Raw genomic sequence first — 13,771 nt, forward strand, 5'->3', positions numbered from 1 at the left:
AGTTATCAGGGAGGGGTTGTAAGGATAATGAAATATTATATTTTATAAATGAGTGATGAGTTGAATATAATTTTGTAGGTTTGGGATACTATAGAGTTTACAAAAACGGAGTTTAATCTGAATCATTAGTAGAAGACCAATAACAAAAAAATGAAGACATTATTAACCCTATCACTTGCTTTGTTATCAATTGCAATCAAAGCACAAAACCCATATGTAGATTTTTTGAAACAGAGTAGTTCGTCACCAATAGATTACCTGGAATCTTTGTTTCAAGAGAAAGATCTGGTAATGATTTGTGAAAGAGATCATCGTGAAATTACTCAGTATGATTTGTTGTATGATATTGTTTCTCAAGATTGGTTTTCTGAAGAAGTGGGAAATATCATTTTTGAAAGTCCATCGGTAAGTATTCAAAATGAATTGGATGATTTGCTGTTGGCAAATGATTTAACGGATGATCAAATTGAGGCAAAAACAAAGCATATCTATCAGAACTTAAGTTTCGATGTATTATGGGAAAAAACAAATCTCTATTCATTTATTATGAGAGTTGCTCAATTGAATGGAAATCGTAGCCTTGAAAAGAAAATTAGGATTATAGGTGCTAATATGAAGTTTTCGTGGAAGGATATTAAAACGAAGGATGATTATCAGAATTTTAAAGCAACATTAAATGATAGAGATCGGGTTATGGCTAAGAACATTAGCAATTGGTATCTATCACACAAAAATAGCAAGGCATTAATAATTATGAATTATAGACATGCCTACGGGAACATATACTGGAAGAAGAACAGGAAAACAGACAATGTAGGAAGGTATTTGAAAGAAGAGTTTCAAGATGAATTAACAAATGTATTTTTAAATAGTTATACCGAACGACGTTATACTGGCAAAGGTAAATTTCATGCACATAAAAAATGGGATCTGGCATTTGAAGCAAATGATGATAAACCTGTAGCCTTTTCATTGAAAGATTCGCCATTTGGAAATGATCGTTTTGATGATTATCCGTACATCAGAATCAAATTGAAATGGCATGAGGTTTTTGATCATTTTATTTTTTACAATCCTTTATCTGAACATATGATTTCATGGGGTATGGACAACATTATTGATTCGGAATTTCGAAAAGAATTGGAAAGAAGGTATCTGATTATTGGTAAGGAGTTGACGCAGGGACGTATCAACTCTATGAATAAAACAATAGTTTACCATGATAAAAATACTCCAAGTTTATAGTGATTTATGAAGTGAATTTCTTTTTCTGAATAAATCTAGTGAGGTTCGTAATTAATGCGAATCAAGGATTGAAAAGATAGATTAAAAATAATGGAAAGGTTTATTTAGGAATTCTTCCCTTCCAGGGAAGATGGCGAAAGCCAGAAGGGTGTATTTTTGATTATATTGTTCTTATTTCACCCTTTTCCCTGCCGGGATTTTCCCTAAGAGGGAAAAACTCAACTTGAAAAAGCGATGAGATTCATTCTTGTCTAATCAATACAGTTATTTTAACCATAATCAACCAATCAAAAACAAAACACAATGAAGAAATCGATATTCTTATTCTTGCTTTTTGCTTCGATGATTACTTCCTGTCATCAAGCTGATAAGTCAAATGGAATTTCAGCTTTTTCTGAAATGGCCGATGAGGAAATGATCCCTATCACACGACAGCAAGGTGGTGCACCGCTAATGCCTATAGACAACAAGGAAGTCGTAAAAAAGAAAATCATAAAAGATGGAAGAATCGGTCTAAAGGTTACAAATGTTGATGCTGCCAAGGCAAGAGTCGATTCTATTGTGAAATTATACGGTGCGTATTATTCCAATGAAAACTTGAATAATACAGATTGGGAAACCACTTATAGCTTAACAGTTAGAATTCCTTCTGTGCATTTTGAAAGTTTTATAAGTGCAATTGAACAGGGTAAGGGAGAGGTTTTGTATAAAGAAATTGATGCCAGAGATGTAACGGAACAGTTTATTGATTTGGAAACAAGACTTCAGAACAAACGAGCGTATGCGAAGAAATATAAGGACCTGTTAAAAAGGGCAAAAACTGTAAAGGAAATACTGGAAATAGAAGAGAAAATTCGTCGCATAGAAGAGGAAATTGAAAGCACATCGGGTCGATTGAAGTATTTAGGTGATTTGGTTGATTACAGTACACTTACCCTAAACATTCACAAGAAAAAAGACTTTAAATACAATCCAGCTAAACGTGACAAATTCTCAGAAAGAATCAAGCAATCCTTATCGAAAGGATGGTATGGATTTGTTGAGTTCCTATTAGACCTGGTAATGATTTGGCCATTCTGGATTATAGTTGTCTTGATTATCTATTTCTTTAAAAAACTGAGAAGAAAGAAAAAACAAAATAAAGAGTAGTTCAACAAGTTGCTAAGCATTTTCTAAATGCTTAGCAACGTCTTTATATTTACAAGAAATCAGCCCTAATCATAAAGCATCATAATGATCTGCGTCTAAATCATTCCTCATAACAGCTAATTGCCAATTCAAAATAAAATTCATTTTCAGATAGGGTATTCTTTCATTTAATCATCATACTAATACACACAAAACACAAAAAGATGAAGAGACTACCTATTATTCTGATCTTTCTGGGGGTATTTATGGTATCCTGTCAGCAAAAGACTACAAAAAATGATGCATCTCAAGTATCTGAAACTGAAAAGAAAGTTGAGTATCCGAAAGTAGTGAAATTTCCATCTTTGGATTCTTTGATGATTACAGCTCATTTGTATCAGATTGATAAAACATCACCTTTCATTCTGCTTTGTCACCAAGCCAGGTTCAACAAGTTCGAGTATTCGGGAATTGCTGAGAAGCTGAACGAAATGGGCTTTAATTGCATGGCAATTGATCAGCGTTCGGGTGGACCTATTGGTAAAACACAAAACGAAACCTATTTGCGTGCCCTTGCAAAAGACTTGGGCATTGATTATGTGGATGCAGAGCCGGATATCCGAGCAGCCATTAAATATGTGAGCCAGAATTATTCGGATAAGGTAATTCTTTGGGGATCTTCCTATTCTTCCACCTTAGCGCTTTATTTGGGTGTAGAACTAGATGAAGTATCAGCAGTGATCTCTTTTAGTCCGGGAAATTACATGGCGGATCACAAAGGATCTCTTATAGATAAGCTGGAAGGATTTGAAAAGCCAATGTTTATTACCAGTTCGAATTATGAAGCCAAATACATAAAAGAATTGTTGGAGAAGCATAAAATGGTAGAGAAGCAGGTGCATTTTATTCCAGAAGGTCCGGGGCATCATGGTTCGCGTGCGCTTTGGATCAATCAGCAAGGAGGAGAGGAGTATTGGACTGCAATTACCGCATTTTTAAGTGATATAAAGAATTAGTTAGGGTTAGTGGTTTATTAAACACAGACTTGATTGGGAATGGCATTATGCTGTTCCCTTTTTGTTTTCAATAGCAATAGTTTATCGATTAATAATTACATTTGTTTTTAATGGAACATGTACTAGCCCCACTTAATTCGTTCATTATTATTGTAATTGTAGGATCGATATTTTTGTTATCCTTTTTACTGTTAGGGAATCTTTTAAAGGTAAACCGAAAAGCCAATATTTTACTGGCTCTCTTTTTATTGATTTGGGCTAGCTTTTGGATGGATGAGTTATTGGGAATGATAGGAATAAAAACTTATTCACCTACTTTAATTGAAACTCTAGGCGTAATACAAACATTTGCAGCAATCTTGTTTTATTTCAGTGTTTTGTATTATACGAATCCATATCGGAAACTAAGAAAAAAAGATTCTCTCCATTTGATTATTCCGATACTTGTGGCTGTTGTTACCCTTTTCGATATTGAAATAGGTGAGCGATTTGATTCATATCGATGGTTTGTGCTGGTGTTGCTCATTCAGGCTGCTTTTTATATTCTGACTTCTTTACTGTTATTGCAAAAGCACGAAAAAAGAATTGAACTCTTTAATTCGAATCGTGAGTTGGTTGATTTGAAGTGGATCAAGCAAATTATCTTTTCGCTCATAGCAATCAGTATTTTTATCATTGTTTACAACCTGATTATTTCAGAAGGGAATTTAAACATATTCGGAAATGTATTTTCTCTGATCATTTTGCTGTTTTTGGCCTACAATACATTAAAGCAAAAAGAGATTTTTCTGATTAGTGAAGAGGAGTTGGAAAAGGTTTTAGAGGAGAAGAGCCTGGAACAGAAAGGCAAGCAAAAACTTTTGTCTGATGAGGAGATTATTGTTTTAAGGGATAAGCTTGAATCGCTAATGAAAGGGAAAAGACCATATTTGGAAGGGGATTTAAGTCTCTCGAAATTGGCAGAATTCATCGAAATAACACCGCATCATTTGTCTTATCTTTTAAATGAGGGTTTCAATAAGAACTTCTTTCAGTATGTAAATCATTATCGGGTAGAGGAAGCCAAAAAGCTTCTCCTGAGTGAAGAATACAAGCACATTTCAATCATTGGAATTGCGTATGATTCTGGATTTAACTCCAAGACGGCCTTTAATACGGTGTTTAAAAAAGAAACCGGGCTGACGCCTTCTTTGTTTAAGAAAAATTCGGGTAGTTTGTAATGGCAATTGGGTAAGGATATATCATTGTTTTAAAAATACTGCGCTGCTCTGCAGCTTGATTCCAATTGTTCGGATGTTGCTATAAATGCTGCGCCACTCTGTGGCTTGAGATTGGTGGAAAAGGAGTAAAGGTGCATAGCACCGAAGTCTTTATAGCAAATGATTGAGAACAAGTATTCAGGTACGTAGTACCGTGGTATCCGAATAAGGTATCATTGATTGTTGTTGTATTAGGTTAGAAATAATACCGCGCTGCTCTGCAGCTTATTCTAAATATATGGCATTGTGCTATAAATGCTACGCCACTCTGTGGCTTGGGATTGGTGGAAAGGAGCAAAGGTGTATCGCACCGAGGTTTCTATATCAAATGGTTGTGTACAAGCCTTAAAGTGCATGGTGCCGTGGTGTAAGAATGGGGTCTGCGATTAATGTATTATTTGTTTAGAAAAATACCGCGCTGCTCTGCAGCTTGATTCCAATTGTTCGGATGTTGCTATAAATGCTGCGCCACTCTGTGGCTTGAGATTGGTGGAAAAGGAGTAAAGGTGCATAGCACCGAAGTCTTTATAGCAAATGATTGAGAACAAGTATTCAGGTACGTAGTACCGTGGTATCCGAATAAGGTATCATTGATTGTTGTTGTATTAGGTTAGAAATAATACCGCGCTGCTCTGCAGCTTATTCTAAATATATGGCATTGTGCTATAAATGCTGCGCCACTCTGTGGCTTGGGATTGGTGGAAAGGAGCAAAGGTGCATAGCACCGAAGTCTTTATAGCAAAAGATTAAGCACGGACCTTAAGGTACATCGTACCGTGGGATATAACAGGTAATCAGATTCGAATAATTATTAAAAAATGTTCGCATTGATAAATGCGAACCTGTTTAGGCGTTCTACTTTATAAAAAACACCCGTTTAAATATGAAAGTATTGTTGGTTTGCAACAAAACGGCAATGCTTATGAACGTTCTAAAGTGTTTTCTACTTATCATGTTTTACCTGATAAGAATGCTTAGCCTCGTATTTCGAGTGTTGCTGTTTTGTTACAAACAAAAACGGTAATAGGTATGAAGATTTTAAAGACTTTCCTTTTGGTGTTGATTTGTGTAAATCTGCAAGCACAAGACCTAAGACAAACCATAAAGGGGAAAATCGTAAGTAAGGAAACAGAAGAACCCTTGGCTTTTGCCAATATTCATGTGAAGGATACGGATCCTATCATTGGTGCAACAAGTGATTTCGATGGAAATTTTGAGCTTAAAAATGTTCCTGTAGGGAGGGTAAACATAGAGGTTTCATATATTGGGTATGAATCCTTACAAATTCTGGATGTGCTCGTGAATTCAGCCAAAGAAGTGCAGCTAAATATTCGATTAAACCCTTCTTTTTCTACATTAGGAGAAGTTGTTGTGGCACCCAAAATTAACAAACAGGAACCTGTCAATACGATTACATCAGTAAGTGCCCGAATGCTTAGTATTGAGGAAGCCAGTAGGTATGCAGGAGGTTTTGATGATCCGGCCAGGCTGGCATCCTCATTTGCAGGTGTGGCAAGTAGTAATGGAGAGGATAATTCCATTATTGTTCGTGGTAATGCCCCTAAATTCTTGCAATGGAAGATTGAAGGGGTAGAGATTCCCAACCCGAATCACTTTGCCAACTTAAACAGCTTTGGAGGAGGTGGATTAACCGCATTAAGTTCTAATGTTCTGGCCAATTCCGATTTTATGACCGGAGCTTTTCCATCGGAGTACAACAATGCGCTGGCAGGGGTGTTTGATATTAAAATGAGAACAGGCAATACCAGCAATTACCAGCATAGTTTCGAAGCTGGATTAATTGGAATCGATTTTGCTTCGGAAGGTCCGCTGACAAAGAACAACGGATCGTACCTGGTAAATTACAGGTATTCAACCTTGGCACTAATTCCTTCCATGTTGCCAGAAGATGCTGATGGAACCAAGTACCAGGATTTATCCTTTAAGCTAAACTTTCCAAGTCAGAAGTTGGGTACATTTTCACTTTGGGGAATCGGTTTAATCGATGAATCGGATACCAGCCCAGAGAAAGATCCGAATGAGAGGGAGTATTATCAAGATATAGAAGATCAGGAAGTAAAACAATACATGGGAGCCATTGGTTTGAATCACAAATTACGATTTAAAAATTCGGCTTATTTGAATTCAACGCTGGCCTTTACTTCCGAAGGTATCGACATGCTAACCGATAGACTGGATGAAAATGAAGTGTTGCAAGCAGAAAATCTGGTAAAAAACACCAAGTACAACATTGAGTTTAAATCCTATTACAACAGAAGGTTCTCGGAGCGATTATCGAACAGAACAGGAGTTTCATTAAGAGGAATGGGCTATGATTTGGATATTCGTGAAGCAGATGAAAGCAAAACATTGCAGAATATAAGCAATGAGAATGGATTTAGTTTATTGGCATCGGCTTATACCAACTTTAGCATTACAGGGAAAAAGTTAAAGTTCAATTTTGGTTTGAACTCTCAAGTATTTACATTGAATAATAACTATACGATTGAACCTCGTTTGGGAATCAAGTTCCAACTTAATGACAGAAACAGTTTTAGTTTTGGTTACGGTTTGCACAGTAGGTTGGAGCCTTTGCAAATGTATTTTTCCAAACCAATCAACGATGATGGTAGCATAAGCAATAAAGACCTCGATTTTATTAAGGCGCATCATTTGGTATTGTCTTACGATTGGAATATCAGCGAGAAACTACATGTTAAAATAGAACCTTACTATCAGGAATTGTATGATGTGCCAATTGCGGATAACAGTAATGAATCACTATTGAATTTGCAAGGCGATTGGTTTGTAAACGATACCTATGCCAATACAGGTAAAGGTAGAAATTACGGTGTTGATTTAACTTTAGAGCAATACATGCACAAAGGATTTTACTATCTATTAACTGGATCTCTATTTAAATCGCAATACAAAACTTCTGATTCAGATTGGTTCAGTACCCGATACAATAAAAAATACCTGGTTAATGCTTTGTTTGGAAAAGAGTTTTTGCTTGGCGATAGAAAACAAAACTCCTTGGGATTGAACCTGAGACTATCGATACAGGGAGGTGAAAGATTCTCAAGAATAGATGAAAATGCTTCTGCATTAGCTCGAGATGTGGAGTACGACCAGACTGCTCCTTTCAATATGAAAACAAAAGCTTCAACGATAGTGCATACAACTATTAATTACACCTGGAATAAACAGAAAACGAGTCACAGATTGTCTCTTAAGATATTAAACCTAACGGGTTACGAAGGCTTTCACGGACATAAATACAATATAAAAACAGACAAAGTGGATGAGGATAGAGAGGCATTAATGATACCAAACTTGAGTTATAGAATTTCGTTTTAATTGGTTGTGTTGAATTATTTAGGGGTATGATATTGAGCTGTTCCGTATTCTTTGAAAAGCTTATCAGAATATTTGTATGGTTTATGATAAAGTATTACTTTCATGGAAATTAAATTAAATAAAAATGATAATGAAAAAGCTTTTACTAATCACATCACTTATTGGAATTTTCTTTGTAGGCACTGCTCAAACTAAAAATTGGACTGCAAGCTATTATCACAAAAATGAATTAGGGATTGCATTGTTTACGCAAGGACAATTTTATCCCGAGTTAAGAATTCAGGCTGAGAATGAACACTTTGATAATACAGAAGTATCATTGTTTATTCGTAATGATTTATCTGTTGAATTAGCTTCTGATGTAAACCTTTCTTGGGGAGTTGGTGCATCTGTAATAGATGGAGAATTTGGAAACTTTAGAGTACCCCTATACATTGTTAAAAAGGATGTTTTAGCAGAAAATATAAATCTAATGTTAGGATTGGAGTTGAATTCTGATTTTGAAGATAAAACCAAACTACTTCCTAAATTTGGAATTAGTTTAAACTTTTAATTTTAGGATATAGATTTCTATGTAATACTTATAGCTGTGATATTCATTATTTCGAAGCAAGGTAGTGAAGCTATAAGCTAAGATTAGTAATTTATATGATACAAAATTTATAGGGAATGGCACTGTGCTGTTCCCTTTTATTTTTAGCTACTTTTTAACGCAGATGTGAAATAACATTATTGAGATTCTTAATCGTTGAAACAACCACAAAGGTACACAGGGGAACACAGAGGATTATTATTTCTTTGTGTTCCCCTGTGTTTAGAATTGAATTAGACAATCTTAAATAAATTAAGAATGAAATTGCATCAGGACAAGTACATCTTTCTTAAGCGAAGAAGAGAATTTGTTTAATCTGAAAGACATGCACAGAGCCCATAGGGTCAAGTATGTCTAAATTCTCTGTGTTCCTCTGTGTACTCTGTGGTTTACCTAATTACAATTGTTTTGTGAAAATCAAGTTATATTTGTAAGCGATGTTGGATATCAGAACATATCAGCCCAAACAGTATTCCGATTTGATAGAACGAATTTGGGTACTTGAGTCTGGCAATGAAGCAACTGATGTGCTGATACCACCAAGTCAGTACATGCAATTACTGGTTCCATTGGAAGGCTGTGAATACAATTGGAATGGCAGGCCCAATGGTAAGAATGTGCTTGAAGGCATTAGTTTGCAGACCCATTGTGTGCATTATCCTGCAGGAACAAAACTTTTGGGCATTCGCTTTTATCCATTTGGAGCATTTCCTTTTCTGCAATGCGAAGGAAAGGATTTACTGAATCAAATGATGGAAGTAACTCTTCCGGGAAAACCGGGACTTGAAGCCGTGAATGATGAGGAACTGTTGAATGAAGTCTATCATATGCTACATGTGCTTTACGATGAGTTTTCCTATCAAAGAATTAAACCCCTAAAAGATTATTACCAGACTGTTCGATGGAGTGAGGACTCCATGTCGATTGAAGAATATTGCAAATTGAATGGTACGAACTACACGACCTTAAACCGGAAGTTTTCCATAATTACAGGCTTAAGTACCAAAAAGTTTGAACGTCTTGTAAAGTTTCGAAAATCGCTATGCAATTTAATTGACAGTAGTGACAAACTAACCGAGATAGGTGCTGATGCAGGTTATTTTGATCAGGCCCATTTTATACGTGAATTCAAATTGTTTCTTCATTGTACCCCGTCTACCTACCAATCCTTGATCCAATCGGCTGATAAGGATACACAAATCATCAATTACAACTTCAGATTATTTTAAGTGCTTAAAATATACAATTCTGCTTGCTGGAAGCAGTATAGCTTTGTCTTTTGAAGTTTAAATGGTGTAAAATCAAAAGACATGAGAATAGAACATTTGGCAATTTGGACACTTGATTTAGAATCTATGAGATCCTTCTATATGAAGTATTTTAAGATGATTAGCAGCAAAAAGTACCACAACGAAAAGAAAGGATTTACTTCTTATTTTTTATCCTTTGAAGGGGAAAAAAGCAGGATTGAGTTGATGTATAGGGATGATATTACTAAAGAAAGTAAGGATAGGGAAAGTTGTTTGGGATTTACTCATTTCGCGATTTCGGTGGGAGGTAAAGAAAAGGTTGATGAATTGACTGAACTTATGAGAGCAGATCAATGCAGAATAGTTGGAGAACCGAGAACAACAGGTGATGGCTACTATGAAAGTGTTGTGTTGGATTGTGAAGGAAATCGTGTGGAAATAACGGAATAATCAAAAAAATGATTTTATCCCGAACAAGACCTAATTGAGTTGTTGTTTAAATCTAAATTAATATATTTGAATTGTTCATAATTAGTCGATTGACATCTTTTGATTATAGTGAAATAAATATGTGTTTCAGAGAAATAATATGTGATAAAATATAAGTTGAAAACTGTAAGAAAAATGAAATTTAAAAATTTGATCTCAATATTACTTTTAAATATGGTGATAATGGGGTGTTCTAAAGATGAAGATACTTTGACAATTAGCAATGATTTTAAAGGTATAGATATGGTAGTTGTTAAAGGTGGAACATTTTTAATGGGAAGTAATGATGGTGATAGATATGAAAAGCCTGTTCACTCTGTAAGCTTAAGTAGTTTTGAGATTGGTAAATATGAAGTTATACAAGCTCAATGGGTAGCGATAATGGGAGACAACCCATCTTATTTTAAAGGAGATAGTTTACCAGTGGAGAATGTAAGTTGGAATGATATCCAAATATTTATTGCAAAATTGAATGAACAAACGAATAAGACATATCGCTTACCAACAGAAGCTGAATGGGAATATGCAGCTAGTGGTGGTTTAGAGGCTTTGCCAACAATTTATTCAGGAAGTAATAGTATTGTTGATGTTGCCTGGAGTGCTGAAGACAAAGAGTATACTACCCAAAAAATTGGGAGAAAACAAGCGAATGAACTTGGGCTTTATGACATGAGTGGAAATGTTTCGGAGTGGTGTAGTAATTGGTATGGGATTTATTATGAGGATTCTGTAACGAATCCAAAGGGACCATCCACTGGATCTAAACGTATCAGCCGTGGGGGAAGTTGGAGTAGCAATGATTTTTTTACTCGCATTACCATTCGAAACTTTAATGAACCAGAGCATAAGACCTATTTAAAGGGATTTCGACTTGCTCGCAGTTTGCAATAGTTTCTCTAAAAACTTCTTACCACATGTGTGTGGGAAGACAATTCATAATCAATTTTAGCAATCAAGCTGTAAGGTGTAGTTTGTAAAGTTGCTTAGCAACTAATCAATTCAAAAAAAACTTTCTAAAACTCAAACACAAATTGTAACTTAAAGTATCTTAATCGCAATAATATGAGGTGCTTATTTGTTGTTACATTACTTCTGCTTTTATTTTCCTGCAGCCATCCTGTTGATAAGAAAAGAATTATCGATTCAAAGAAGTTAGATGAGATTATCTCAAAAAAGGACAAAACACTGGTATACATTTGGACTACATGGTGTAGTGGCTGCAGGAAGAGTCTGGAGAAAACATTGCCTAAGTTGATACAAGACATCAATGAGGAAGAGTACCAATTGTTGCTGATTGCAGTAAGTAAAAACAGGGCAGAGGTGGACTCCTTGGTAGAGGCAAGTGGTTTAAACAACAATTCCTTTTTCCTGGACTTTATCGGACCTGATAAAGGCAAATTTCAATCCATTGGCATCAGGCAGTTTCTTAAATCCAATTTCCCCAACGAAAAGATCTACACGGGAGGAATTCCAGTATTTGTTCTTGTAAGCAGAGATAAGGAGGTTTTGGTTAAAAAGCTTCCTCATACTTATGATGGAGTTATGGAGATTCTGAAATAAAACTCCAAGCTTCAAATCTCTGGCAATAGCTTCAAATTTTGGATCAATTAGAACAAAGGGGTAATCGACTGCTTCGCTTTTCGACGATCAGACTTTCAACAACAAAAAAAGACCCATCAGAAAACTGACAGGTCTTGAAGTAAAATATCTTGATGGACTAAGCCTCTTCGTAGAAGAATTTATCAGCGAAAGCTGGTTTCAAATCATCCAACCAAAGTGCTTTAGGGTCATATTTTGCAAAGAAAGGGCGTCCAACCCAATCGGAATCTCTTCCCTGAATAAAGTTTAGAACGTAAACTTTTTCACCATTAACTTCGGTAACTCCAGCAACTTGAACTTTTCCAGGATTAGCCGACATGCTTGGTCCTCGAACCGTACGACAAACTCCGCTAACCTGAGCATAAGCCTTACGGAAGATATCCCAAGCTTCTTCAAGTGTAACAGCAAAATATTCTTGAGCACCAGTTTCACGAGCAATAAACATGTAGTAAGGAATCATTCCCCAGTCTACCTGCTTTCTCCACATGCGAGCCCACATATCAGCATCAAAGTTCAAATGCTTCATTAATGGCGATTGAGTGCGAATTACTGCACCTGTAGCGCGAATATTTTTTACAGCTTGTTCTACAGCTTCAGTGCTCATTTCATTAATGTGGTTGAAGTGAGCCATAATAGATAGGTTCAAACCACTATCTTGAATCTTTTTGAATACATCCAACAATTGTTGAGCATCATTATCTTTGGTGTAACGATATGGCCAGTAACCTAATGTTTTGGTTCCAATACGAATTGTCTTTAGGTTTGGAATCTCAGCAGCAATAATGGCATCGATATATTGTTCGAATACTTTCGATTTCATTACCATTGGATCACCACCTGTAAACAACAAGTCGGTAATTGATGGATTCTGACGCAAGTACTCAATGATTAGATCAACCTGCTTCATAGCAAATTTCAACTCATCGATACCTGTAAACTGAGGCCAACGGAAACAGAAAGTACAGTATGCATGGCATGTTTGTCCCTGCGATGGGAAAAACAACATTGTTTCGTCGTATTTGTGCTGAATACCAACCAATTTTTCACCGTTTAGCTCAGGAACATTGTGTACTTGTCCTGCCGGATTTGGATTCAGTTCCATTCTAATTTGGTTGGCTGCTTTGGTGATTTCAGGTCTTGAAGCACCACTTTTAATCAACTCAGCCATTCTGTCGTAATGCTTGGCTGAAAGCATATCTTTTTGAGGGAAAGTCAGGATAAAAATCGGATCATTTTCGAAATTGTCCCAATCGATCAACTCATCAACTACGTAATTATTTGCTTTAAAAGGAAGGACCTCTCCAACAACTTCAATATCAAAAATCTGCTCTTCACTCAGTTTACTAATCTGAGGAATATTCTTAAAGGTCTTCAGTGTGTAAGCTCTATACTTCATAGGCTAATATCTGGTTTTGATGTTTTAACAAGTAAGCGCGCGCGTAAACGCGATTACTCCCCCTGGTTGTAATTATTTACTCAAAATCAAGCTATTAGGATATGGTAGCGCAGATGTATGTGTGTAACTCATCAGAGTTATTGGCTACAAATGAGATTCCCCATTTTCAAGTTAGGGAAAAATTGGGACATTTTCCACATAAACTGTTCACTGTCAGCTGTAAAGGAAGACTAATATCCCAGCGTATCAAATAGCTGTGGCACAAATGTATAATATTTAAAAATTTTAAACAAGCTTGTTGGTGAGTTAAGTATTTGTATTAGTGATAGATTTAACTTTACTCACTCACTAATTTATATTGCAGGAATGAGTGATAAAGATTACTTTTGCTGAGGATCAGGAAGAAGGCATAATTAGGCTAAATAAATAATTTAACA

Annotated in this window: 11 protein-coding genes; 10 read left to right on the plus strand and 1 reads right to left on the minus strand. The window is 35.8% G+C overall.

The genetic code is table 11. The features are described 5' to 3' along the window. The first annotated feature begins 150 nt into the window (after positions 1-150). From BXY64_RS00860 to BXY64_RS00905, 10 genes are all read left to right on the plus strand, one after another. Positions 151-1,245, plus strand: coding sequence for a TraB/GumN family protein (locus BXY64_RS00860; protein ID WP_120238110.1), 1,095 nt, complete (start codon positions 151-153; stop codon positions 1,243-1,245). Between the two features lie 303 nt (positions 1,246-1,548). Continuing rightward, positions 1,549-2,394: a DUF4349 domain-containing protein gene (locus tag BXY64_RS00865; RefSeq protein ID WP_120238111.1), complete on the plus strand. Its 846-nt coding sequence runs from the start codon at positions 1,549-1,551 to the stop codon at positions 2,392-2,394. A gap of 203 nt (positions 2,395-2,597) precedes the next feature. Continuing rightward, positions 2,598-3,389 (plus strand): alpha/beta hydrolase, encoded by a 792-nt coding sequence (locus tag BXY64_RS00870; RefSeq protein ID WP_120238112.1) that lies wholly within the window; start codon positions 2,598-2,600, stop codon positions 3,387-3,389. A 110-nt stretch (positions 3,390-3,499) separates the two neighbouring features. Next, positions 3,500-4,609 (plus strand): helix-turn-helix domain-containing protein, encoded by a 1,110-nt coding sequence (locus tag BXY64_RS00875; RefSeq protein WP_120238113.1) that lies wholly within the window; start codon positions 3,500-3,502, stop codon positions 4,607-4,609. A 1,068-nt stretch (positions 4,610-5,677) separates the two neighbouring features. Beyond that, on the plus strand, positions 5,678-8,008 hold the full coding sequence (locus BXY64_RS00880; RefSeq protein WP_120238114.1) for a TonB-dependent receptor: 2,331 nt from the start codon (positions 5,678-5,680) through the stop codon (positions 8,006-8,008). A gap of 130 nt (positions 8,009-8,138) precedes the next feature. Then, the gene (locus BXY64_RS00885) at positions 8,139-8,561 is read left to right on the plus strand and encodes a hypothetical protein (RefSeq protein ID WP_120238115.1); all 423 of its coding nucleotides are present in this window, start codon (positions 8,139-8,141) and stop codon (positions 8,559-8,561) included. 476 nt (positions 8,562-9,037) lie between these two features. Next, entirely contained in the window at positions 9,038-9,829 is a 792-nt protein-coding gene (locus tag BXY64_RS00890) for a helix-turn-helix domain-containing protein (protein ID WP_120238116.1), read from the plus strand. Positions 9,830-9,910: 81 nt separating this feature from the next. Then, entirely contained in the window at positions 9,911-10,300 is a 390-nt protein-coding gene (locus BXY64_RS00895) for a VOC family protein (RefSeq protein ID WP_120238117.1), read from the plus strand. 174 nt (positions 10,301-10,474) lie between these two features. Continuing rightward, complete coding sequence (locus tag BXY64_RS00900; protein WP_147375841.1) at positions 10,475-11,230, plus strand: formylglycine-generating enzyme family protein; 756 nt, start codon at positions 10,475-10,477, stop codon at positions 11,228-11,230. 171 nt (positions 11,231-11,401) lie between these two features. Next, positions 11,402-11,899, plus strand: coding sequence for a TlpA family protein disulfide reductase (locus BXY64_RS00905; RefSeq protein ID WP_120238119.1), 498 nt, complete (start codon positions 11,402-11,404; stop codon positions 11,897-11,899). Between the two features lie 157 nt (positions 11,900-12,056). On the opposite strand, the gene BXY64_RS00910 is transcribed toward BXY64_RS00905, so the two are convergent. After that, on the minus strand, positions 12,057-13,334 hold the full coding sequence (locus tag BXY64_RS00910) for a KamA family radical SAM protein (protein ID WP_120238120.1): 1,278 nt from the start codon (positions 13,332-13,334) through the stop codon (positions 12,057-12,059). Between the last annotated feature and the right edge of the window lie 437 nt (positions 13,335-13,771).

Source organism: Marinifilum flexuosum, assembly GCF_003610555.1.
GTDB lineage: Bacteria > Bacteroidota > Bacteroidia > Bacteroidales > Marinifilaceae > Marinifilum > Marinifilum flexuosum.

What these genes read in the sequence shown, in the direction of transcription:
- BXY64_RS00860 (WP_120238110.1), top strand. Translation starts at nt 151, where the DNA reads ATGAAGACATTATTAACCCTATCACTTGCTTTGTTATCAATTGCAATC.
- BXY64_RS00865 (WP_120238111.1), top strand. Translation starts at nt 1,549, where the DNA reads ATGAAGAAATCGATATTCTTATTCTTGCTTTTTGCTTCGATGATTACT.
- BXY64_RS00870 (WP_120238112.1), top strand. Translation starts at nt 2,598, where the DNA reads ATGAAGAGACTACCTATTATTCTGATCTTTCTGGGGGTATTTATGGTA.
- BXY64_RS00875 (WP_120238113.1), top strand. Translation starts at nt 3,500, where the DNA reads ATGGAACATGTACTAGCCCCACTTAATTCGTTCATTATTATTGTAATT.
- BXY64_RS00880 (WP_120238114.1), top strand. Translation starts at nt 5,678, where the DNA reads ATGAAGATTTTAAAGACTTTCCTTTTGGTGTTGATTTGTGTAAATCTG.
- BXY64_RS00885 (WP_120238115.1), top strand. Translation starts at nt 8,139, where the DNA reads ATGAAAAAGCTTTTACTAATCACATCACTTATTGGAATTTTCTTTGTA.
- BXY64_RS00890 (WP_120238116.1), top strand. Translation starts at nt 9,038, where the DNA reads ATGTTGGATATCAGAACATATCAGCCCAAACAGTATTCCGATTTGATA.
- BXY64_RS00895 (WP_120238117.1), top strand. Translation starts at nt 9,911, where the DNA reads ATGAGAATAGAACATTTGGCAATTTGGACACTTGATTTAGAATCTATG.
- BXY64_RS00900 (WP_147375841.1), top strand. Translation starts at nt 10,475, where the DNA reads ATGAAATTTAAAAATTTGATCTCAATATTACTTTTAAATATGGTGATA.
- BXY64_RS00905 (WP_120238119.1), top strand. Translation starts at nt 11,402, where the DNA reads ATGAGGTGCTTATTTGTTGTTACATTACTTCTGCTTTTATTTTCCTGC.
- BXY64_RS00910 (WP_120238120.1), bottom strand. Translation starts at nt 13,334, where the DNA reads ATGAAGTATAGAGCTTACACACTGAAGACCTTTAAGAATATTCCTCAG.